Genomic DNA, 21,687 nt, shown 5'->3' with positions numbered 1-21,687 from the left:
GGCCGACCCCGCCCCGCCCGCCGCCGACGGCTACGGCGTGACCCCGGACGGCTTCGTCGTCAAGGGCATCGACCAGATCGTGGCCGACCAACAGGCCCGCGCCCGGACCATGTTCGGCAGCGACGTCGACCTGACCTCCGGCTCCGCGCTGCGCAAAGTGCTCGACGCCGCGGCCGTCCACGTCCAGGAACTCTGGCGCTCCCTGGAGAACCAGTACTACGCCAACTTCGTCACCACCGCGCAGGGCGACGCGCTCACCCTCCTCGGCAACGAGCTCGGCCAGGAACGCAGGCAGCTGCGGGCCACCGGCGAAGTCACCCTCACCGTGCACACCCCCGGCCCGGACCGTGCCGTCGTCCTGCCCCAGGGCACCCTCGTGCGCACCGCCGCCACCCCCACCCCCGACCACCCCGTCGTCAAGCTGCGCACCACCGCCACCGCCACCCTCGCCAGCACCGCCACTACCGCCACGGTCGGCGTCCAGGCAGTCGAGCGCGGACCGGGCGGCAACCTGCCCGCAGGGGCGAACCTCGTACTCGAACCGCAATGGGCCCGCGTCCACCTCAACCTCGGCCCGGCCACCGTCACCCTCGCCAACCAAGCTCCGATCAGCGGCGGCGACTTCCTCGAAGCCGACGACGTCCACCGCACCCGCCTGCTCGGCGTCCCCCGCACCGTGTGGACCCGGGACGCCGTACTCGCCCAGATCCTCGATGTCCCCGGAGTCCGTGATGCCGCGGTCTTCGACCCACTCGGCGGAATCGACACCTCCCGGGCCACCTTCAACAGCTACCTGTTCGGCGAGCACGAGTTCACCCCCGGACGCCGCACCGGCTCCCCGTACTTCTTCGACATCGTCGTCGCCCCCGAACCGGGCTGGCCCTGGTTCCCGGACGAGGGCGACATCCCGGCCATCCACCCGGCGGTGGTCGACGTGGTGCGGCAATGGCGGCCGGTCTCCGTCTTCCCCGACATCAGGCCCGCCAACCAGGTCGAGGTCGGCATCCGCACCACCCTGGTGGTCCAGCCTGGCCACGACCCGGACGCCATCCGCGGCGAGATCCTTGGCGCCGTCCACGCCGGGGTGGAGCGGCTACGCCTGGGCCGCGGCGTCCTCCACTCCGACCTGGTGCTAACCGCCCGGTCGGTCGCCGGAGTGGTCGACGTGCAGAACCTGCGGCTACGCCGCGGCGCCCCCGTCTTCGGCGAGGTCGGCTTCGGCGGCGCGGTGTACGGCAACGCCGAAGAACTGTCCGTGGGCGAGAACCTCACCCTCGCCGCCGACGAGATCGCCCGATTCAACCTCGACAGCCCGCTGATCGACCTTCAGGTGGCGAGCCCATGACCACCGACTTCCTAGACATCATGGCCACCGGTCTCACCCCCGCGTACGACCGTGGCATGGAACGCCTCACCCTGCCGCTCACCTCGGCCGACCCCGGGAGGCTCAGGCCGCAGTACGACTTCTCCGCCTATCGGGCCCGCCACGGCCGAGACCCGGACGCCCCGCGCTACCTCCTCGCACCTCGACGGACCACCGCCGAACCGCTCGGCGTCGAGGTCGCCTTCACCCGCACCCCCGGCGCGACCGAGGAGCGCACCACAGTCTGGTTCCCGGCCAACTGGCCCGCCGGCGACCAAGTCGCCATCGGACTGCCCGGAACCTCCGCGCAGTTCACCGCCAACCTGCACATCACCGGGCTGTTCCCAGTGCCCCCGGCCCCGGCCACGCCCGAGGACTGGGAGCTCACCGCGCTGCTCGGCACTCTCGCCCGCCTGCTCTGGACGATCGGACGCGACTACCAGGACCTCGACCGCCGGGTCGCCGATGTCGCCCGCCAGCGCTTCGCTGCCCACACCCGCGGCGCTGGTCTCGACCTGCTCGGCCTGGACCTCGGCGCGCCCCGTTTCCCGCCCCTTCCGTACGAACCGGACCCCGACACCCTCGCGCTCTTCCACCTCGACGACCGGCCCGCGCCCGGCGAGACCCAGGTCACCGGGATCCTCGACGCGAGCGGCCGGCTCGATCCGCTGAACAGCAGCGTGACCGGCACCGCCCAATGGGGCCGCACGGGCCGATTCGGGCTCGCCTTCGGCTTCAGCGCCACCGGCGGCCACATCAGAGTCACCGACCTGCCCGGGCTCACCGCCGACCTCACCGTCGAGGCCGTCATCCGCCCCGACCGGACCGCCACCGGGCCCGGCGCCGTTCTAACCCGCCGTGACCCGCGCGACACCCCGGGCGCCCCCGGCTGGGCCCTCACCCTCGGCCGCTACCGCGGCATCGACCACAACCCGCGTTTCTCGATCTCCGACGGCACCAACGAGAGCGAGCTCTTCGCCGACCTCGACCTGGCCGACGGCCGCTTCCACCACCTCGCCGCCACCCTGGCCCGCATCGGTGTCGGCGCCGACGCCCGCCTGTATGTCGACGGCACCGAAGCCGACCGGTCCGCTATACCCAAACTCGCCCCGATCGCCGGCACACCACCGCTGGTCATCGGCACCGGCCACGAGAACACTGAGAACGGCCCCGTCGACGCCCCCTACCTCGGCCTGGTCGAGGAGGTCCGTGTCTCCGGCACCGCCCGCACCACCTTTGCCCCCGTCACCGGCGAGAGCGACCGGCAGTACCGCGACAGGCTCGCCATCTTCCAGAGCTGGCTGCTCCCCACCCCCGACAACCTGCAGGCAGCCCTCAACCGGCTCGCCGGATCCGTCTCCGTCCCGCCGTCCTCCACCGCCGCCGACCCCTTCGTCGTCGACGAGACAACCGCCCGCATAACCACCGGCTCCACCGTTCTGCGCGTGCTGCCGCCCCCACTCACCCCCGGCCAGCGGATCGCCGCGGACGGCGACCAGCTTCCCACCGAGGCGCAGGCCGTCGGCACCACCGCGGACGAGCCCGACTTCGACCCCGTCTGGCTCTGCCGCCACGACGACGACCGGCCCGGCCTCGACTTCGCCGGCAACGACGGGAACCGGCTGATGCAGCTCACCACTCGGATCGCCCTCGACGCGCTGCTCGACCGGCTCGCCGCCCTGCCCCGGACCGAGCCCGGTGTGCTGTCCGTGCTGCGCGCCTACGAACCCGCCGGCCCAGGCCTTTACGCCGTCGGCCGGGCGCTGAGCCTGCGCCACAGCACCGTCCCGACCCCCGAGCTCGGTGTGCACGCCCACGCCGCCGGGTTCGGCTGGGTCACCTGCACCGCCGACGACCAGGTGCACGCCTCCCAGCCGCCCGGCGACGCCTTCGCCATCGCCGTCACCCCCGCCGACGGGCCCGACGGTACCGGCCTCATCGCCGGGAGCAGTGCGACCCTGACCCTCGAGCCGCCCGTGGCAGCGGTGCCCGGTGCCGTGGTCCGCTGGTCGGTCACCGGCGTCGGCCCCGGTTCCGCCCTCGTCACCCCGGGCGGCCCTGCCGGCACCGCGCTGCTCCAGGCCCTGAACCCCGGTGACATCACCGTCGGGGTGGAGATCACGCAGGCCGGCCACACTCGTGGCGGGCGCCGGGCCCTGCGGATCGGCCTGCCCGACGATCTACTGAAGGACGACCAGACGATCGGACGGGACGGCCGGATCGGTGCCACCGAGGCAGACGCGGCCGGCACCGCCTCCGAGGACTTCGACCCCGCGTACCTTCAGCTGCGCACCGACGACCTGGCCATCCCGCCCGCCGCCATCGACTACGGGGCCGACCCGCATCACCGGCAAATGCAGCCCGCCGCCAGCGCCGCACTGGACCGGTTGCTGGCCGGTCTCGGGCGGACGGCTCCGCTCACCGTGGCGGGCGCCTATACCCCGGGGGCCCCGGGGCTGGCCGGCCAGGGGCGGGTCCTCGTACTGCGCGACGATCGGCCGGTGGTGGCCGCCGGTCCGCAGCCCCTGACCGGCGCCGCCCTGGCCGCACGCGCGTTCGCAGCCGGATTCGACCACATCACCGTCCAGGCCCCTGACGGGGCCGGCGGTCGCGGCTCCGTCCGGGTCGCGGTGTCGGCAGCGGAGCAGCTGGCGGTCACGGTGGGGGACGTGTTCGCGGCGCTGACGGACGGGGCGGTCGCCGAGGTGACCGCGGGGGAGAGCCTCACCGCCGCCGTCGGCCCGCGGGTCGGCCCCGTCGCCGCCTCCTTCCACCCGGACGGCAGCCGCTTCTACCTGGCAGACCGCGGTAGCCACCGGGTCGTCGCTTACAGCCTGACGGCGGCCGGGGCCGCGCCGGCGCCCGGGCCTGCCGCGCCCCCGCCACCGGCTGCCTCGCCCGTGCTCGCCTTCGCCGGATCGGCCGTCACCGGCCCGCTGCCCGTGTCGATTGCCTTCGTTGAGGGCCGGCTCTTCGTCGCGCACGAGCGTGGCCGGGTGGTTGCCCTGGACCCGAGAACCCTTTCGGCCAAGCCGCTGGCAACGCCCGACGCGCTGGCCCTCGCCACCGACGGTGCCCGGCTCTACCTCGCAGCCACCGACGGCTCGCTGCGCTCCTACGACCCGCAGACCGGCACCCAGAAGCTCAACCTGCCACTGCCCGGCCCGCCGCGCGCCATTGCAATCTCCCCGAACGGCCCGCTGCTCGCGGTACTGCTGGACAGCGCCCGGTTCTGCCTGGTCGACCGTCAGGCCGGCCAGGTCCGCGGACCGGTCACAGCCGCCGGCGCCGCCCGGGTCCTCTGCGCGGCCTTCACGCCCGATGGCGGCAAGCTGTACGTGGGTGTGGACACCGGGGTGCCCGGGGCGGGCCGCGGCGCCGTCCTGGTCTACGCGGCAGGCGCCGACCTGCCGCGCACGACTCTGCTCGACTTCCCGCCCGGCACGGCCCCGGTGGCGATGTGCCAGGCCACCGACCAGCACCATCTGTTCGTCGCGACTGCCGGCGACGGCCCGGCCGCCGGCCGGGTGCACATCCTCGACGTCACTGCGGACCGGCTGCTGCCGCTGCCCTTCGCCGCCGCCGACGACTGCCGTGCGCTGGCCGCCTCCCCGGCCGGCGCCGCGTACCCGCCCTGCCTGCTGGCCGCGCCCGAGGCCGGAGGCACGCTGTTGCTGGCCGACCAGCGGCCGCTGGCACAGGACCCGCCGCAACCACCGGAGTTGCGGTATCGGGAGACCATAGGCCTGGACCATGGGGTCGAGGTCGGGTGGTCCGTGCTCCCCTTCGGGCCCGGCCGGGCGGAGCCCGTCGCCTTCGACGCCCCCGTCACCCCCGTCACCGGCCTCGCACCCGGGCTGGTCCGTCTCCACGCCGACTGCCTGCGGGGCAGCCCGGTGCTGCCCTACCAGTGCGAGGTGCACCTCCGGGAGGACCTGGAAGTGGCCGGCGCGGTGATCGGCAAAGGCCAGTACGACCTGGTGCTGAACATCCTCAACTGGTTCCAGCCGATTGGCGTGGAGTTTCTGACCGGCCGACTGCGGGCGCACGTCCGCGAACTCGCCGGGGCCGTCGGGGACGCCGACCTACTGCCCGCGTTCACCTTCCCGACTTACCACACCTACGACCAACCGCAGTTCCGCGGCCGCCGACCGGAAAGGGATCATCCGCCATGATCGAGCTGTACCACCCCGCGTTCACCCACGAGGACTGGATCGACAACCAGGACCGCGTCCAGGCAGGTGGCGCGAAGGGTCTCAACGCCCGCTTCCACGCGCTGGAGACCGAGTTCCACCTGCTCGCCGACGACCACCTCAACAAAGTGATCCAACTGCTGGTGAAGTCGCAGACCGTCCTGAGCCTGTGCCCGTTGCTGACGTTCAACCAGCCCGGTTCCGGGGTTGGCTGGGAGATCAGCTTCGACCTCGCGCAGAGGCCGGCCGCCGCTGTCGACGTCCACGGCATCATGAACGTCGTCCTGCCCGACGGGGCTTCCATCAAGTCGCTGACGGTCTTCGGTGACGTCCACTTCCAGGACCCCACCAAGCCGGTTCCACCGCCGGACGTCTACCTGCGGAGCAAGGACATGACCGGCTCAGGCGCGGTGGAAATCGTTCGGTACAAGACATTCGGGACGCCAGCGAAACCGGCAGCGGAGACGATCGTCGACAACGCCGCGAACAAGTACTTCCTCGAGGCCGACCTGGTCGGGGCCCAGAACCGCGGCGACGTGAGACTGCAGTGCTTCCAGATCGCCTACGAGGAACGGCCTGGTCAGGCGACAGGGCAGGCGATCGTGTGACCGGCCGAGGTGGCGGGTCCAAGGTGAAGAGGTGAGAGGGATGCCCATCGGACCACCCCAGTCGCAGGACCAGTCGAGCGGCTTCGACCTGGGGCAACAGAGCCCGCCGATCCGCTACGGCGTGTGGGGCGACAACGTGACCGGGCCGGGCGTGGCGGGCACCAGCGATCAGGGCGCCGTGTCGGCCGACGGCAGTCAGGTCCAACGGGGAGCGGGAGTGTTGAGCGTAAACGTCGCGCTGGGCGGGATCGGTGTACACGGAGCCGCACGCCAGGGCACCGGCGTCTCCGGCAAGGGCGCCGACGCGGGGGTGACGGGCACCGCAGCAGCGGGCCCCGGCGTGGCCGGGTCGAGCGTTCCAGGACCGGGGGTAGCCGGTACTAGCACGGGCGGGCCGGGCGCGGCGGGCAGCAGTGTCCGCGGGCCAGGGGTGTCGGGATCCAGCGTGCAGGGCGCGGGCGTGGCGGGCTCCGGCGACCCCGGGCCAGGGGTGGCCGGCAGCAGCACCGGCGGCAATGGCGTGCTGGGCACCTCGGCATCGGGGAACGGCCTAAGGGGGAGTAGTGGCACCAGCAGTGGGGTGGCCGCGACCAGTGAATCCGGCAACGGGATCGGTACCTACAGCCAGGAAGGACTGGCGCTCAGCGCCTTCAACGGGCACCCGGAATCCGGCGGAGGAGGCATCGCCTTCGGCGACGAGCCCGACCGTGGTCCGGCCATCCGGGCCCACAGCTGGTTCGGATGGGGCGTCCACGCCCTTAGTGAGTTCAACGCCGCCATCCACGCCCAGGGGCCCACAGGGCTGATGGCGACCGGTTCGACACTCGGCGCGGACATCGCCGGCGGCGCACAGGTGAACGGGACGGTGGTCGCGGCCGGCGGAGCCCAGTTCCTGATCGACCATCCGCTCTCTCCGGCCGAAAGCACCCTCGCTCATGCCTTCGGCGCCTCGCCGGAGCAGAAGAACGTCTACGACGGTGTGGTGAGCCTCGACGCCACCGGGCAGGCGGCCGTCCCCCTGCCGGAGCGGTTCGACGCGTTGAACCAGGACTTCCGTTACCAGCTGACCCCGATCGGCGCACCGGCCCCTGACCTGCACGTCAGCCGGGAGATCCACGGAAACAGCTTCGCCATCGCGGACGGCACGCCCGGTGGGCGGGTGAGCTGGCAGGTCACCGGCGTGCGCGTCGACAGATGGGCCCAGGCCAACCCCGTCACCCCCGAGACCGTCAAACCCGCCGAACATCGCGGCCTCTACTTGCACCCTGCCGCGTTCGACCAATCGCCCGAGCAACGGATCGCCATACGGCGCGTCCCCGAGCCGGGTGACCAATCCAAGGAGGTGTGACTGATGGCAATCAAACCGCCGGCATCACAGGACGGTGTGAGTACCTTCGACCCCGGACAGGTGGCACCGCCGCTGCGCTTCGGAGTCTGGGGGGACTCCGACACAGGGGCCGGGGTGATCGGCTCCAGCCACGCAACGACGACGGCCGCGGCGGGCGCGGCCCTGACCCCCGCAGGCGTCCTCGGCGTCAATGACCAGGTTCAGGGCGTCGGTGTTCAGGGCCGGGCCAACGGACAGGCCGGGACGGCCGTGCTTGGTGTCAGCGAGCACGGCGTCGGGGTGACCGGTTGCTCCCGCGGCACCCAGGCGGGGGTGACCGGAACAGCCACCATCGGGCCGGGCCTATCGGGAACGAGTACCAGTGGGCCCGGAGCCCTCGGCTCTAGCACCGGTGGCCCAGGCATCTCGGGGCTGAGCACCGACGGCCCGGGTGTCCTGGGATCGAGCACCAGCGCGCCGGGCGTCTCGGGGTCGAGTGCCGGCGGCCCGGGCCTGTCGGGCACCAGCGACACCGGGACTGGCGTCCAGGGCACCTGCCCTGGTGGCACCGGTGTCCAGGCGTCGGGGAAGGTGGGCATCACCGCATCGGGCGACCCGGTGGCGGGCACCTTCAGCGGCGCCGTCCATGTGACCGGGCCACTGACTGTCGGGGACGGGACACCCGCATCGACCGCAGGGTTGGAGATCGACCGCGGTGCGACGAACGACCTGGCGCTGCGGCTGGTGTCCTCCGGTCCCGGATGGGGTTCCGGGCTCCAGCTAAGCAACACCGCGGTGGGGGCGAGGACCTACGGCATGTTCTCCTCGTCGGACGGGAGTCTGCACTTCACCGACCAGGGCGACGGCAAGGACCGCCTGGTGGTCGACGCCCACGGCAACCTGGGGCTCGGGACTGCCAAGCCCTCTGCCGGCTTGGAGATCGACCGGGGTGCGACGAACGACCTGGCGCTGCGGCTGGTGTCCTCCGGTCCCGGATGGGGTTCCGGGCTCCAGCTGAGCAACACCGCGGCTACCGGCAGCACCTACGGCATGTACGCGGGTGACGACAGGAAGTGGCACTTCCAGCAGAACGGGAACGACCTGCTGACGGTCAGTCCGGGCCAGGGCGGGGTGGACGTCCGCCGACGGATGAGGGTCCGCCAGGGCGACGACCAGTCGGCCGGGATGTGGTTCCTCCAAAGCGCGCCGAACGCCGACCGGGCGTTCGTCGGGATGGCCAACGACGACCATGTCGGTTTCTGGGGTAACCAAGGTGCCGGCTGGGGTCTGCTGATGAACACCTCGAGCGGAAAGGTCCGTGTCGGCAACTCGACGCCGCCGACGCAGGCACTGGACGTCGCAGGCATCGCCGTGGTCAGTGACCAAGTCGGTATCGGGACCACAACACCGCAGACCACGTTGGATGTGCAGGGCCGGACCGTACTTGAGGGCGGCTTCGCCTTTGCGTTGGGCGGCGGCGGGGCGGCGCTGACGGTGACCGCGAAGCCCGACCAGATCGGGTTTCCGCCCCGTCCCATTTTCCCTGACGCGGCACGGTTCAATGGGGACGTCGACGTCATCGGGAAATTGACCAAGTCCAGTCTCTTTTTCAAGATCGACCACCCTCTGGATCCGGCGAGCAGGTACCTGAGCCACAGCACCGTCGAGAGCGACGAGATGAAGAACGTCTACGACGGCGAGGTAGTGCTCGACGAGAGTGGCGAGGCCGAGATCACGCTGCCGGACTGGTTCGAGGCGCTCAACGAACGGTTCCGCTACCAGCTCACCCCCCTGGGCGGACCGGCCCCGGACCTGCATGTATCCCGGAAACTGTCGGCCAACCGCTTCTCCGTCTCCGGTGGCGGGCCGGGCATCGAGGTCTGTTGGCAGGTCACCGGGATCCGGCACGACCCGTTCGCGTTGGCCAACCCGCTGGTCGTGGAAAGCGATAAGGAAGGCGAGGAGTCCGGCCGCTACCGGCACCCGGAGCCACACGGAGCAACCCCTGACCTGGCCATCGGTCATGGCATGCGCGATCATCCGCAAACACCCGGTGACGCCGATAGCTCGTCCGGCGACCGGACAACAGTGCCGGAGGACTCCCCGCTGGCAGGAAGCCAGGGGTGACGACATGGCAGGAGGCGAGCATGACGACGGAACCCTCGATGCGTTACCGGAGGAGCGTGCTTCAGAGGGTTCCGCCGTTCGGATTCTCGACTGTCTGGAAGGCTCACGGTTCACGAGTCGAGTCACCGACCGATCGTCCCATGTCAGATCTCAAACGCGGTCTCAGAGGTCGTTTTCGCCTGGACTGCCCGTGTATCCAGCGATTTTCGGATTGCCGGGTTGTGGTGCTCGTGCTGGTGGAGATGCGGGTTGCTTCTTGCTGGTCAGGTGGGGTGGCAGGTGAGGCGGGAAGTGGCTTGTGCCTGTCTCATCCCAGGACGCCCGGCCTTCGCGGCCGCGTGCTTCCGTTGTCGTCACTGTGCGCCTGGGCGCACTCGGTCCGCGGCGCTACGCCTGGAGCATGCCGACGCGACGCCCGTATCCGAGTGATCTGTCCGATGCCCGCTGGGAGTTGATCGAGCCGGTGCTGGCAGCCTGGCGCTTCGAGCGCCGCGGCAGAGCTCTGGACTTTGGCCGGCGCCGGAACATGACCTGCGCGACATCATGGACGCGATCTTGTATGTGGACCGTACCGGGGTTCAGTGGCGCTACCTCCCGCACGACTTTCCGCACTGGAACACGGTCTATGGCTACTTCGCCAAGTGGGCGGACGAAGGGGTGTTAGCCCAGCTCAACGGCCTTCTTCGGCAGCTCTTGCGGGAGAAGGAAGGGCGGAACACCGAGCCATCGGCCTGTGTCATCGACGCTAAGCGTCAAGACCTCCACCAGCGTCCCCGCCGCCGGCCAGGGCATCGACGCCGGGAAGAAGATCGTGGGCAGGAAGCGAAACATCGTCACCGACACACTTGGACTCCTGCTTGCCGTGCTGGTCACTGCGGCAAGCGTGCAGGACTCCGCCGCCGGCGCCCGACTCCTGGACCAGGTCGCCGCCGAGCACCCTCGCATCCGCAAGGTCTTCGTCGACGGTGGCTACCGCCAGCACCTCGTCGAGCATGCCGCCACCCTCGGCATCGACATGAAAATCACCGCCCGCAAGCCCGGGACCAAGGGATTCACCCCGATACCGAAGCGGTGGGCGGTCGAGCGGACCTATGGCTGGCTCATGCTGCACCGCCGCTTGGCCCGCGACTACGAAACCTTGCCCACCCGCTCCGCAGCCGTGATCCACCTCGCCATGACCGACCTGATGGCCCGTCGCCTCACCGGCGAGAACACCATCTCCTGGCGCGACCCGGCACCACAGACCAAACGGCCGATTCCGGGATGAAACATCGGGCGAAAACGACCTCTGAGGTGTCCCGGGCAGCGGATGGGACTGACAACGATCACGGACTGCGGGCGGTGGGAGCGTTTTGTTGAGCAGATTGGTCGCTGTGGCGGGGATGACGTTTGGCCGCAGGCATTCGCGAGCCCGGCTCGGATCGAGCGATCCGAGCCGGGTCAGGCCGCGACGGGTCTACGGGTCAGTGAGCCGTGTCGGCGAACATGTCGGGCTGGTAGTCGCCGCCGCGCTGGCGGACGATGACGCCCATGCGGTTGGTGGCGTTGATCAGGGCGATGAGCATCACCAGGTCGGACAGCTGATCCTCGTCGTAGTGCCGGGCGGCGTTCGCCCATGCGTCGTCGGTGACGCCGCTGGCGGCATCGGCCATGCGGGTGCCTTGTTCGGTCAGTTCCAGGGCGGCGCGCTCAGCGTCGGTGAAGACCGTGGACTCCCGCCAGGCCGCGACGAGGTTGATGCGGGTTGCGCTCTCCCCGGCGTGTGCGGCGTTCTTGCTCCACACGTCGGTGGCATAGCCGCAGCCGTTGATCTGGCTCGCGCGCAGCACCACCAGCTTCTGGGTCGCGGCCGGCAGCGCGGATTCCTCCAGGATCGTCTTGCTCGCCTTTCCGAAGTACCCGGCAGCCTTGGCGGTGGTCGTGGTCGGATTGCTGAAGAGGTTCAAACGGGCGGTCATGGCGTGCTCCTTGGTGTTGATGGCATCAAGACCCCCCAGGGCTCGCGTCCTGCGACGCCCCTTCGGGATGACGTGGTCCGGATGCGTTGCTCGGGTCGCCGGTCTCGTTGGGGCGCCGTCCGGCGCTATGAGGGGTGATCAGGCTGTGTTGCAGCGGCGCGGGCGCTGTGCCCGGTGGGGCGCGGCTGCTCGAGGCGGTTTTGCTGCGGGTCACGGCGCGGTCTTGCGCGGGTCTGCGGTGATGAACAGGGCGGCCAGGACCGCGGTGCCGAGCATGATGCCCAGTGCCCAGGTCGCGGCGGTGGCGTAGCCGTGCACGGTGGCGTCCCGGAGGACGTCTGCGCCGTGGTGATCGGCCAGGTAGGTGCTGGTGGCGCTGGCCGCGATGGTGTTGAGCAGTGCGGTGCCGATCGAGGCGCCCGTCTGCTGGGCGGTGTTGACGGTCGCGGAGGCGATGCCGGCGTCGTGGGCGGCGACTCCGCTGGTGGCCGTCGCGACGGCGGGGCCGAACAGTGTGCCGATGCCGAGTCCGAGGAGTAGCTCGGCGGGCAGGATGCCGGCGGTGTAGGAGCTGTGCGGGGTGAGCTGGGTGAGGAGGGCGAGCGAGCCGGCCGCGCTGAGCAGTCCGGGCACGATCAGCAGCCGGGGTGGCAGCTTGGGGAGCAAGCGGCCGGACAGCTGGGTCGCCGCCACCACGTTCATCGCGACCAGCGGGAGCATGGCGAGGCCGGTCCTGACCGCGGAGTAGCCCATCACGGACTGCAGTTGGTAGGTGAGGAAGAGGAAGACCCCGAACAGGCCAAGCGTGGCCAGCGCGACGGTGGCGAAGGCCGCTCCCCGGTTGCGGTCGGTCAGGATCCGCAGCGGAAGGAGAGGGGCACGCAACCGGGCCTGTGCGATCCCGAACGTCAGGAGCAGGACGGCGGCCAGGGCCAGGCAGAGGAAGACCCAGGGTGTGTGCCATCCGCGCTCGCCGGCCTCGGAGAACCCGTAGACCAGAGCGGCGATGGCGCCGCAGCCGGTGAGCGCTCCCAGGACGTCGATCCGGGCGTCGGTGCGTCCCGGCGGATCGGGCAGCGTGGCGATGGCGCCGAGCGCGGCCAGCAGGGCGATGGGAATGTTGACGTACATGCACCAGCGCCAGTCGAGGTAGCTGGTGATCAGCCCGCCGCCGACCAGGCCGATTCCGCCGCCCGCGGTCAGCACCCCGCTGTAGATCCCGATGGCCCTGGCCCGTTCGGCCGGTCCGGGGAACACCGCCATCAGCAGCGCGAGGGTCGAGGGGGCCAGCAGTGCCGCGAAGACGCCCTGTCCGGCACGGGCGGCGACCAGCGTCCAGCCGGAGTCCGCCATCCCGCCAAGGCCGGAGGCGACGGCGAAGCCGAGGATGCCGACGAGCAGGGTGCGTTTGCGGCCCAGCCGGTCGGCGATGCGGCCGCCGAGCAGGAGCAGCCCGCCGAAGACCAGGGTGTAGGCCGTGATGACCCACTGCCGACTTGCGTCGGACATGGCCAGATCCTGCTGGGCGGTGGGCAGCGCGATGGTCACGATGGTCGTGTCCAGCACGATCATCAGCTGGGCGATCGCGATGACCATCAACCCCCACCAGCGGCGCGCATGCAGCTGAGCCGGCTCGGCACTCCACCTGCTCTTCGCGCTCTTCGTCTTCTTGCCTGTTGTGCTCAGCATGGTGAACCCCCTTGGTGAAGACGTGCATCAGCACCCGCATTCATTACCTGCCGACAGGTAAAGTTAGCGACGGGGCGAAGCTAGCCCATTGCTTGCCGATCGGCAAGCAATGGGGGTAGGCGGGCCCCTTGTGAGCCCGCCTACGGGCTGGCTGAGACGACGGCGACGAAGGGACTTCCATGGCAGGCCGCCGCACCGACACCCGTAAGCGCGCCCAGCGCGTAGCTCTTCAGCTCTTCAGTGAGCACGGGTACGAGGGCACCTCGCTGCGCGTGATCGCGGAGCGGCTGAACATCACCAAGGCGGCCCTCTACTACCACTACAAGTCGAAGGAGGAGATCCTCGCCGCCGTACTGGCCGACTTCTCCGCCGCGGTCGCCGAACTCACCGACTGGGGCAAGCAGCAGCCCGCAGGACCCGAGACCCGGCGTGAAATCCTGCGCCGTTACGCCGAGCTGACAGCCGGTGGCATCACGGCCGCGGCCCGCTTCGCGCAGGACAACGCACCGGCGCTGCGCAACCAGCCGCTCGCGGCTGAGGTGCAGCAGCACGTCATGACGCTCTTCGAGCTTCTGGCCGGGCCCGGCGCGCTGTCCGGCGACGGCGACCCGGCCGCATCGCTGCGTGTCCGCCTGGCCATCACTGCACTGCATCTGGCGGGCGACGACGCCGATCGAGCGGAAAACGGAGGCCCGGAGCTGATCGATGCGGCGCTCGGCATCGCCTGCGACTTGATCGATCCACCCGCTCCCCATCGGGCGGCCTAGCTTGATCTTTAACCTCCGGCGTCGAATGGTGCGTCGAACTTGATCACTCGGTCCGGTAACTGCCGTACGCAGAAGTGGCCTTCGTCTGAACATGTGCTCCGACCAAGGAACACACACGTCCAGCACGAAGGCCGTGAGGATGAGTCTGCTGCATCGCGATGCCCAGCAGGAGGCATTGGCGGAGTTGTCACGCTTCCGGGGCGAGTTCTACTCCTGCCTGACCAGGCGTTCGGATGCGCTGTTCGAGCTGGCCGACGCCGTGCTGTGTGCGGACGGCCCGGTCCGCTCGCTGGTGGAGCTGTCGCTGGTGGGCGAGCATCGCCCTGGACACGGCGGGCTGTATGACGCCCTGGCCGCGGGCCGGGTGGACCTCGCCCGGCTGCGGCGGGCCGCCGACATCACCTGCTGGCTGCGTCCCGACGCGCACACCTCACCGCAGCGGATCCTGTGTTCCTGGACCGCGCCGCTGGACGCGCTGCGTCTGGCGCCGGGGGACGACGCCGCCACCGTCACCGCCCGGCAGATGCGCGAGCTCATCGAGCGGCTGATGGAGGCCGGGCAGTGGAAGGACGGCGATCCGAACGTCCTCATCGTGGTGGACGCCGGATACGACGTGCCCCGCCTGGCCTACTTGCTGGGAGACTTGCCGGTGCAGGTGCTGGGCCGGATGCGCTCGGACCGGGTCCTGCGCCGGGCGGCCTCGCCCCGCGAGCCGGGCACCCGGGGTCGTCCGCCCCGCCACGGCGGCGAGTTCGTCTTCGGCGATCCGGCCACCTGGAACATTCCCGATGCGGCGACGGTGACCGAGACCCGCCTATATGGCACGGCAACCGCAAGGGCCTGGGACCGGCTCCACCCCAGGCTGACTCACCGCTCTGCGTGGGTCTCCCAGCTGGGCGCTCTGCCGGTCATCGAGGGCACTGTGATCCGTCTGCAGGTCGAGTACCTGCCCAGCGGCGCGACCCCGAAGCCGGTGTGGCTGTGGTGGTCGGGCACCGATGCCACCGACACTCAAGTCGACCTGCTCTGGCAGGCCTTCCTGCGCCGCTTCGACATCGAGCACATGTTCCGGCTGTTCAAGCAGACGCTGGGCTGGACCTGCCCGAAGGTCCGTACTCCGGAGGCGGCTGACCGGTGGACCTGGCTGATCCTCGCCGTCTACACCCAGCTGCGGCTGGCCCGGCCGCTGGCGGCCGACCTGCGCCGGCCGTGGGAGAAGCCGAGCCCGCCAAACAGGCTCACCCCGGCCCGCGTCCGCCGCGACTTTCGGCACCTGCGCCCGCAGGCAGCATGCCCCGCCAGAGCACCGAAATCCTCCCGCCCCGGCCCGGGACGACCACCCGGCCGCAAGAACAACCGGCCCACCCCGCGCTACGACGTGCACACCGTCCGCAAACCAGGCACTACGAAACAGCGAACGAAGAAGTCAACAACCCCACGACCCCGCCGCACAGGTTAAAGATCAAGCTAAAGGTTGTCCCGTAAGTGATCTTCGAGTTGGTGCGGACGGTATCGGCCGTTCGCTGTCTATCCGCCGAGGACGAGGTTGTGCAGACGGGCGATGCCGAGCATGGCGAGGTGGACGCCGTCGCCCTTGAGGCGGCAGTCACGCAAGATCTTCCAGCCCTTCATTCGGGCGAAGGTGTGCTCGACGCGGGCGCGAACTCGCTTGTGGGAGCGGTTGTGTTCCTCCTTCCAGGTCGGCAGGTCGCTCCCCTTTTCGCGTCGGTGTGGGATGACCAGGCCGGTCCCCTGGTAGCCGCCGTCGGCGATCGTCATGGTGGTACCGACGGCGGCCTTGGCTCCGGACTCTTCCCAACCACGGGAGTCGTGCCGATTCCCGGGCAAGGGCCGGCCGACCACGACGACCAGGCGGGTATCGGCGTCGATGACGACCTGGTGGGCTGTTGAGTAGCGATAGTTCTTTGACTGCTCGGCGACCGTGCGGTCGCGGGTCGGCACCAAGGTCCCGTCCACGATGAGCACAGTGTCCTTACGGAACCGTCTTCGCTGCCGGAGCGCCAACAGTGGACCGAGGCGGTCGATGATCCGGTCTGCGGCCGACTTCGAAATCCCGAACAGCGGAGCCATCTGTCGCATCGTCAAGTTCGTGCGCCAGTACGCCGTGACCAGCAGAACACGGTCCTCCAGCGGCAGACTCCAGGGACGCCCGCGTTGTTGATCCGCAGCGTGCTCGCGTCGAACCTCGGCTACCAGCTTGGCGAAGCAGCGCGGGGTCAGACCCGTGAAGGGCTCTATCCATGACGGCACCGACGCCGTGATCACATCATCCACGCAGTGATGGTTGCATCTCCCAACGGCCGTCAAGAGGGTAGCCATAGAGTGAGGCGCCATGCGAAGCCTGGACCGTCTGCCGAAGGCCCATCTCCATCTGCATCTCGAAGGTGCGATGCGTCCCGCCACGCTCGCGGAGCTGGCAGGCGAGGGTGGCGAACGACCTCCAGATTCAGACGGCTTCACCTCGTTTGAGGACTTCGGCGCCTTGTACGGCACCGCTGCCCGGGTGGTGCGCGAGGGCCCGCGCAGGAACCTTCTGCGGCTGGTACGCGAGGTGGTCGAGGACGCCGCCGCGGACGGAGCGGTATGGATCGAGCCGCACTTGAACCCCCTGACCTATGAGGGCGATCCGGACGCCGCGCTCGACGTCCTGGACGCGGTGATCGACGAGGGCCGCCGCGCGGGCGCGCGGCTGGGCGTCGGCTTCGGCATCCTGGTGTTCGCCCGGCGCAACGCGGACCCGTCGGAAGCGGTCGAGGCCGCCCGCCTGGCGGCTAGACGATCAGATAATGGGGTGGTCGGCTTCGGCCTGGCCGGAGATGAGGCCCGTCACGCCCCTGAGCCGTTCGCTGAGGCGTTCGCCATTGCCCGCGATGCCGGGCTGATTCCCGCCCCGCACGCAGGGGAATTTGCCGGCCCGGCCAGCGTGCGCGCCGCACTCGACGTACTCGGCGCCCGACGGATCGCTCACGGCGTACGGGCAGTCGAAGACCCGGCTCTTGTTGCCCGCCTGGCCGCGGAAGGCATAGTCCTCGACGTCTGCCCCACCTCCAACGTCGCCCTCGGGGTCGTCGCATCCCTGTCTGCGCATCCCTTGGCGCGGCTCCTGCAAGCAGGCGTCCGGTGCACCCTCAACGCCGACGACCCTCTCCTGTTCGGTCCGGGTCTGCTGCAGGAGTACGAAACAGCCCGCACGGCGCTCGCCCTCACCGACCCCCAACTCGCCGCCGTGGCCCGTACCTCGCTCGAAGCCTCCGGCGCCCCGCGCGCCACCGTGGAAGACGCAGTCACCCGCATCGGCGCATGGCTGGACATCCCGGGTCAGGCAACTACGCCTCCCAACCCAACAAGCATGTCGGCCGCCGCACCATAGGGCGCCGTCTGGAACAACCAGCCAGAGATTGCGGGACAACCTTTAATACTCCAGCCGGACTTCTGTATTTGTCCTGGTCAACGGCCTGGCGGTGGGGAGTGTAGCGGGGTTTGGCACGGGCGGGGCGGTCTTGGCCAGGCGACGTCATCGAACACATCTACCGCCAGGCCATCACCGCCGAAACCACCCGCAGCCTCACCCGGACCGTGATCTCCATGACCGACGACGAGGTGTTCGCGCCGCTCGCCCGATACCTGCGCACCTTTCGCGAGCTGCGGGTGTTGGTGGTGCCGGACGGCAGGGGCCGCTACGGGCGCCTCGACGTGGTGATCTGGATGCCCGGCACCATTCCGGACATCCTCGTGGAGATCGACTTCGCCCCCAACCTCGCCTCGGCGCAGAAGCTCGCCTTCGCCCGCGACGCCGGGGCCCTCCCGCTGTGGGTCCGCTTCGGGTGCGGCAGCATCGAGAAGATCGGCGGAGTGTGCGTGCTCGATCTCTGTGAGGCCGTGCGCGCGGTGCGGGACGCGGGGCCATCGTAGGTCGTGCCTGCCACAAGGCCGCTGGTGCCGCTCGTACCGTCTGCCTATGACCGCTGGCGCTGTCCTCACGATCATGGGCGGGAGTCTGCAGCTCGCCAGCCTGGGCGGGGACCTGTTGTGCGGCGTCGTGCGCTGTGACCGGCACGCCAGCGGCGGCAGCCGACTGACCGCCACCTGCGCATCCCAACTCCTGGCCGACGATGCCTTCCGCGCCCTGCTGGCCGAGCACACCGGGTAGGAGCCGGTCCTCGAACCAGTGGAAGCAGCCGGCCTTCTCACTCCAGCAGCATTCGACCGCGACCTGGACTCCCCTGCGGGCCTGCTGCGCGCGGACGCCGAGGCCGTCGCCTTCCACGAACTGGCGGCGGCGTAAGGCCGGTAGGAAGCTCCCCGGAACGCTGGGCGGCCCGGGGTCCTTCTCTGTCCGGGGTCTGCGGCATCGCACTGGGGTGCGTGTAGGCCCTGGGACTGGGCGGCTCTCCCTGTCGGCGGTGATGGCCCGGAAGGGGGCTCTCTGAGGCGGTCCAGCGGCTGCATACTGAAGCCGCCGCCTGACGCCCTCGACCGCGCGGCACCGGGGGCGGCACCGGCTGGCCGATGTCCCGGTGATCACGGACCTGCTCGTTGAGATAGCGGAACTGGGCATCCCGGTCGGGATGTTGGCTTCCTTCGATCGTATTGGCATTGGCCTGGAGGCTGAAGCCTTCCTCCCGCAGCGGGTTCGCGACGGTGTCCGCACCCACTTTGTGCCCCTTCTGTGCCAGTTCCCGCGCCAGCGTGCGGGTCGACTTCACCGTCCACCGCAGCGGCGGCATCGGATCGCCCCGCTCGTCGGGCTCGACCAGCGCCAGGAGGGCCGGCCGCAGCCCCGGATCGAGATCCGCGACCCGTTTGCGCCCTCCGCCCGGCCGCCGCACCCGCCCCAGCGGCTCCTCTCCGGCCTCCAACTCGGACACGCCCTTGCGAACCGTGGTCTCACTCACCGAAGCCGCCCGTGCGACGGCCCGAACCCCGCCGTGTCCCAGGACGCGGGCCTCTGCGGCCATCAGAAGCCGTCGCTGCCGCTCATTCAGATGAGGGAACAACACCGCGAACTTCATGGCGAGTTGGGCACAGATCTCGTCCGGGATGCGCATATCACATCAACGAGCCATGGGGCGGGAAGCAACACGTTGATGATCTGCAAGCCCCAGGCCCGTCCCGGATCTTTTCATGGGCCCGACGGCCGCCGCCCTTTGGTCCTGCGCCGTGCGGCCGGGGCTGGGGTCGGCGCATCGCGGTGTCCTGCCCCGACGGTGAAGCCGCGCGGGGCCATGCCCGAGGGCCGCCGTCCCTTGTCCTGCGCCGCGCCGCCGGGGCGGGTCAGCGCACCGCGGTTTCCTCCCCGGCGGTGAACCGCGCGATCGCGCCGGGCTCCAGCGACTTCCATAACATCGCTTTCACCACCCCTGAACATGTCATGCAGCCCATCCGACGCGGCTTACGGCACATCCAGTACCGCAGCCACCGCATAGACGGCTGCCGCGCCGAGACTGGCCTGACCAGGCCGGCCTGAGCAGTCGCACCACACCACGCGTTCAACTCAGTGAGCGCAACACCTTCGACGGGGACACGCCCGTTCCCGTCGAAGGAGAGCAGCACTTGCGGCCGGGTACACCGGCAGGGAAAATCTGGATCCCTTAAGGTTCCTGAGAGGGTCCGAATCCCTTCAAAAAATCCTCCATCAGTTCAACCATGTCTCCCTCCGACCAGTATGGCGGGCCAGCCCAAGGGCGATAGAGCGACATTCCCTCTGCCAGGAATTCAAATATCTCTGAATCCAGGAGGTGCTCCACAGTGAAATTCTCTATGGATGCAACAAAATTCATTGACCGATCTTCGCCGGAAATGAATTTTCGAGCCATTTCGAGGATTTCTTCTACGGGGTTCACGGAATGTCGAATCCCTTTGGAATCATGACAGTTACTATGTGATTGGGATTGCTTCCTGAGATCACTGCGAAAGGCTTGCCTGGAAGCTGCGTCGCCCTGACTTGGATTGTGTCACGCCCCACATCGTATTTTACCTTGTTGCCGTTTTCCAAGATGTAGTCGAGAGCGTTCAGCGTTGTGTGTGGGGGGGCCTGGCCCACTTCCGGCCACTCGTTCGGCTGCGTGATTACTCAAAGTTCTACCATGCGGCGTGATCAGGCTAAAGCCTGTCCCGCAACTGCTGGTCACGGGTGAGATGATCTTGATGTGGCTGGTGTGATCACGGCGTCGGAGTCGTCCTGGATACCCCCGTTCACCGGGCTGAGCCTGCGCTGCTTCGGGAAGTTGGTGACCTCGCTGCGCCGCGAGGGAGCGGACGCGGTCCGCAAGGGGCGACCGTGGGGACTTCCGCTGGAGGACCGGGTGCTGCTTGTTACGGCGTATTGGCGCACGAACTTGACGATGCGCCAGCTCGCCCCGCTGTTCGGAGTCTCCAAGTCGGCCGCGAACCGGATTATCGACCAGCTCGGTCCACTCCTCGCACTCCAGCCCAGGCAGCGTTTCCCGAAGGACACCGTGCTCATCGTGGACGGCACCCTGGTGCCCACCCGTGACCACTCGATCACCGAACAGTCCAAGAACTACCGGTACTCCACTAACCATCAGGTCGTCATCGACGCCGACACCCGACTCATCGTCGTAGTCGGTCGGCCCCTGCCGGGCAACCGCAACGACTGCAAGGCATGGGAGGCATCCGGGGCAAAGGCTGCAGTCGGCAACACCCTGACGATCGCCGACGGCGGCTATCCGGGCACCGGACTCGTGATGCCCCACCGCCGCCGGGCTGGCGAGGAACTGTCCGACTGGCAGAAGGAACACAACCGCTCGCACAAACAGGTACGTGCCCGCGTCGAGCACACCTTTGCCCGGATGAAGACCTGGAAGATCCTGCGGGACTGCCGCCTGAAGGGCGACGGCGTGCACCACGCCATGCTCGGCATCGCCCGGCTGCACAACCTCGCCCTCACGGGATAATCCCGCCCTATGCGAGGTCAGAGAGGTCCAAGGGAAGCGGCCTCCCGCCTCGCCGGCTCGAAGGAGGCTCAGTCGATGCAGAACTCGTTGCCCTCGATGTCCAGCATCGGGATGCAGGCATCATTGCCGTCGTACAACGTCTGCACGTGTACTGCACCAAGCGGCTCCAGGCGCGCGCGTTCAGCCTCAAGTGCGGCGAGACGCTCTTCACCCACGAGACCGGTGCCGACCCGTACATCAAGATGCACCCGGTTCTTGACAGCCTTCCCCTCGGGGACGCGCTGGAAGAACAGTCGCGGGCCCACCCCTGAGGGATCTATACAGGCAAACCATGAATCCTGCTGCTCAGAGGGCTGCGAACGCTTGAAATCGTCCCAAGTCGCAAACCCCTCCGGTGGCGGCGGCACGACGTACCCCAACACCTCGCACCAGAAGCGAGCGAGGCGCTCAGGTTCCGCGCAGTCAAAGGTGACTTGGAACTGCTTGATCGATGACATCGGCGCACCGTACCAAGGGGCGCTGTTGCTCGTTTCCCCAGGTGGACCCGCAGGCTATCGAGAGGACACCCCAACCTCACCGAGACCACCCTCACTCCAGAGATCAGTTACGGGACAAGCTTTAGCCTCGCGCTTTCATGAAGCGGGCTGTCCGGCAGGCGGTCAGGAAAGCAGAAAGTGCCTCTGACCAGCAAGAATGAGGATTGTCTAGGTCCCTGTT

At 69.2% G+C, this 21,687-nt stretch carries 16 protein-coding genes and 3 pseudogenes; 13 read left to right on the top strand and 6 right to left on the bottom strand.

The annotated features are described in order from the left end of the window. From IG99_RS42065 to IG99_RS44600, 6 genes and pseudogenes are all read left to right on the top strand, one after another. The coding region (locus IG99_RS42065; RefSeq protein WP_051866589.1) for a baseplate J/gp47 family protein at positions 1–1,345 on the top strand (1,345 nt) is incomplete at its 5' end. Then, positions 1,342–5,538 carry a LamG-like jellyroll fold domain-containing protein gene (locus tag IG99_RS51555; RefSeq protein WP_037684080.1) on the top strand — a complete coding sequence of 1,399 codons (4,197 nt, stop codon included), beginning with the start codon at positions 1,342–1,344 and terminating at the stop codon, positions 5,536–5,538. The genes IG99_RS42065 and IG99_RS51555, both read left to right, overlap by 4 nt. Continuing rightward, the gene (locus IG99_RS42055; RefSeq protein WP_037684077.1) at positions 5,535–6,164 is read left to right on the top strand and encodes a hypothetical protein; all 630 of its coding nucleotides are present in this window, start codon (positions 5,535–5,537) and stop codon (positions 6,162–6,164) included. The genes IG99_RS51555 and IG99_RS42055 overlap by 4 nt, the downstream gene beginning before the upstream one ends. Before the next feature lie 40 nt (positions 6,165–6,204). Beyond that, positions 6,205–7,512, top strand: coding sequence for a TrbL/VirB6 family protein (locus tag IG99_RS49330; protein ID WP_158973363.1), 1,308 nt, complete (start codon positions 6,205–6,207; stop codon positions 7,510–7,512). A 3-nt stretch (positions 7,513–7,515) separates the two neighbouring features. Then, positions 7,516–9,618, top strand: coding sequence for an autotransporter outer membrane beta-barrel domain-containing protein (locus IG99_RS42045; RefSeq protein ID WP_158973362.1), 2,103 nt, complete (start codon positions 7,516–7,518; stop codon positions 9,616–9,618). A 400-nt stretch (positions 9,619–10,018) separates the two neighbouring features. Beyond that, a pseudogene (locus IG99_RS44600) lies at positions 10,019–10,885 on the top strand (IS5 family transposase). A gap of 196 nt (positions 10,886–11,081) precedes the next feature. Here the strand turns inward: IG99_RS44600 and IG99_RS42035 are convergent. Both IG99_RS42035 and IG99_RS42030 read right to left on the bottom strand, forming a co-directional pair. Further along, positions 11,082–11,576 carry a carboxymuconolactone decarboxylase family protein gene (locus IG99_RS42035; RefSeq protein WP_037684072.1) on the bottom strand — a complete coding sequence of 165 codons (495 nt, stop codon included), beginning with the start codon at positions 11,574–11,576 and terminating at the stop codon, positions 11,082–11,084. A gap of 210 nt (positions 11,577–11,786) precedes the next feature. After that, on the bottom strand, positions 11,787–13,265 hold the full coding sequence (locus tag IG99_RS42030; protein ID WP_037684071.1) for an MFS transporter: 1,479 nt from the start codon (positions 13,263–13,265) through the stop codon (positions 11,787–11,789). Between the two features lie 179 nt (positions 13,266–13,444). On the opposite strand from IG99_RS42030, the gene IG99_RS51855 reads away from it, so the two are divergent. Both IG99_RS51855 and IG99_RS42020 read left to right on the top strand, forming a co-directional pair. After that, positions 13,445–14,032: a TetR/AcrR family transcriptional regulator gene (locus tag IG99_RS51855; RefSeq protein ID WP_037684069.1), complete on the top strand. Its 588-nt coding sequence runs from the start codon at positions 13,445–13,447 to the stop codon at positions 14,030–14,032. Positions 14,033–14,171: 139 nt separating this feature from the next. Further along, positions 14,172–15,491, top strand: coding sequence for a transposase (locus IG99_RS42020; RefSeq protein WP_037684067.1), 1,320 nt, complete (start codon positions 14,172–14,174; stop codon positions 15,489–15,491). A 68-nt stretch (positions 15,492–15,559) separates the two neighbouring features. On the opposite strand, the gene IG99_RS42015 is transcribed toward IG99_RS42020, so the two are convergent. Continuing rightward, positions 15,560–16,327: a transposase gene (locus IG99_RS42015; protein WP_107056165.1), complete on the bottom strand. Its 768-nt coding sequence runs from the start codon at positions 16,325–16,327 to the stop codon at positions 15,560–15,562. Between the two features lie 58 nt (positions 16,328–16,385). On the opposite strand from IG99_RS42015, the gene add reads away from it, so the two are divergent. The 3 genes from add (at position 16,386) to IG99_RS42000 (ending at position 18,203) form a co-directional block, all read left to right on the top strand. After that, complete coding sequence (gene add / locus IG99_RS42010; protein ID WP_037684063.1) at positions 16,386–17,423, top strand: adenosine deaminase; 1,038 nt, start codon at positions 16,386–16,388, stop codon at positions 17,421–17,423. A 215-nt stretch (positions 17,424–17,638) separates the two neighbouring features. Further along, positions 17,639–17,965, top strand: coding sequence for a hypothetical protein (locus IG99_RS42005; RefSeq protein WP_158973361.1), 327 nt, complete (start codon positions 17,639–17,641; stop codon positions 17,963–17,965). Between the two features lie 46 nt (positions 17,966–18,011). Beyond that, a complete protein-coding gene (locus IG99_RS42000; protein WP_037684061.1) occupies positions 18,012–18,203 on the top strand; it encodes a hypothetical protein in 192 nt (63 codons plus the stop codon). A gap of 346 nt (positions 18,204–18,549) precedes the next feature. On the opposite strand, the pseudogene IG99_RS47045 reads toward IG99_RS42000, so the two are convergent. Beyond that, positions 18,550–19,101: pseudogene (locus IG99_RS47045) on the bottom strand (ISAzo13-like element transposase-related protein); the annotation flags it as partial. A 293-nt stretch (positions 19,102–19,394) separates the two neighbouring features. Here IG99_RS47045 and IG99_RS51130 point away from each other — a divergent pair. Beyond that, positions 19,395–19,520, top strand: a pseudogene (locus IG99_RS51130) (transposase); the annotation flags it as partial. A 124-nt stretch (positions 19,521–19,644) separates the two neighbouring features. Here the strand turns inward: IG99_RS51130 and IG99_RS49325 are convergent. Further along, positions 19,645–19,896, bottom strand: coding sequence for a hypothetical protein (locus IG99_RS49325; RefSeq protein WP_158973360.1), 252 nt, complete (start codon positions 19,894–19,896; stop codon positions 19,645–19,647). Positions 19,897–20,202: 306 nt separating this feature from the next. On the opposite strand from IG99_RS49325, the gene IG99_RS41995 reads away from it, so the two are divergent. Continuing rightward, positions 20,203–20,970 (top strand): transposase, encoded by a 768-nt coding sequence (locus tag IG99_RS41995; protein ID WP_078948236.1) that lies wholly within the window; start codon positions 20,203–20,205, stop codon positions 20,968–20,970. Positions 20,971–21,038: 68 nt separating this feature from the next. Here the strand turns inward: IG99_RS41995 and IG99_RS41990 are convergent, their stop codons facing one another. Continuing rightward, positions 21,039–21,467 carry a VOC family protein gene (locus IG99_RS41990; RefSeq protein ID WP_037684059.1) on the bottom strand — a complete coding sequence of 143 codons (429 nt, stop codon included), beginning with the start codon at positions 21,465–21,467 and terminating at the stop codon, positions 21,039–21,041. Between the last annotated feature and the right edge of the window lie 220 nt (positions 21,468–21,687).

Source organism: Streptomyces griseus subsp. griseus, assembly GCF_000720255.1.
Taxonomy (GTDB): domain Bacteria; phylum Actinomycetota; class Actinomycetes; order Streptomycetales; family Streptomycetaceae; genus Streptomyces; species Streptomyces griseus_I.
This window is presented reverse-complemented; position numbering and strand designations above follow the sequence as displayed.

Excerpts from the sequence above, each read along its gene's own strand:
- IG99_RS49330 (WP_158973363.1), top strand. The coding sequence starts at position 6,205 with ATGCCCATCGGACCACCCCAGTCGCAGGACCAGTCGAGCGGCTTCGAC.
- IG99_RS42035 (WP_037684072.1), bottom strand. The coding sequence starts at position 11,576 with ATGACCGCCCGTTTGAACCTCTTCAGCAATCCGACCACGACCACCGCC.
- IG99_RS42055 (WP_037684077.1), top strand. The coding sequence starts at position 5,535 with ATGATCGAGCTGTACCACCCCGCGTTCACCCACGAGGACTGGATCGAC.
- IG99_RS42005 (WP_158973361.1), top strand. The coding sequence starts at position 17,639 with ATGACCGACGACGAGGTGTTCGCGCCGCTCGCCCGATACCTGCGCACC.
- IG99_RS42020 (WP_037684067.1), top strand. The coding sequence starts at position 14,172 with ATGAGTCTGCTGCATCGCGATGCCCAGCAGGAGGCATTGGCGGAGTTG.
- IG99_RS41990 (WP_037684059.1), bottom strand. The coding sequence starts at position 21,467 with ATGTCATCGATCAAGCAGTTCCAAGTCACCTTTGACTGCGCGGAACCT.
- IG99_RS51855 (WP_037684069.1), top strand. The coding sequence starts at position 13,445 with ATGGCAGGCCGCCGCACCGACACCCGTAAGCGCGCCCAGCGCGTAGCT.
- IG99_RS42045 (WP_158973362.1), top strand. The coding sequence starts at position 7,516 with ATGGCAATCAAACCGCCGGCATCACAGGACGGTGTGAGTACCTTCGAC.
- add (WP_037684063.1), top strand. The coding sequence starts at position 16,386 with ATGCGAAGCCTGGACCGTCTGCCGAAGGCCCATCTCCATCTGCATCTC.
- IG99_RS42000 (WP_037684061.1), top strand. The coding sequence starts at position 18,012 with ATGACCGCTGGCGCTGTCCTCACGATCATGGGCGGGAGTCTGCAGCTC.
- IG99_RS42030 (WP_037684071.1), bottom strand. The coding sequence starts at position 13,265 with ATGCTGAGCACAACAGGCAAGAAGACGAAGAGCGCGAAGAGCAGGTGG.
- IG99_RS51555 (WP_037684080.1), top strand. The coding sequence starts at position 1,342 with ATGACCACCGACTTCCTAGACATCATGGCCACCGGTCTCACCCCCGCG.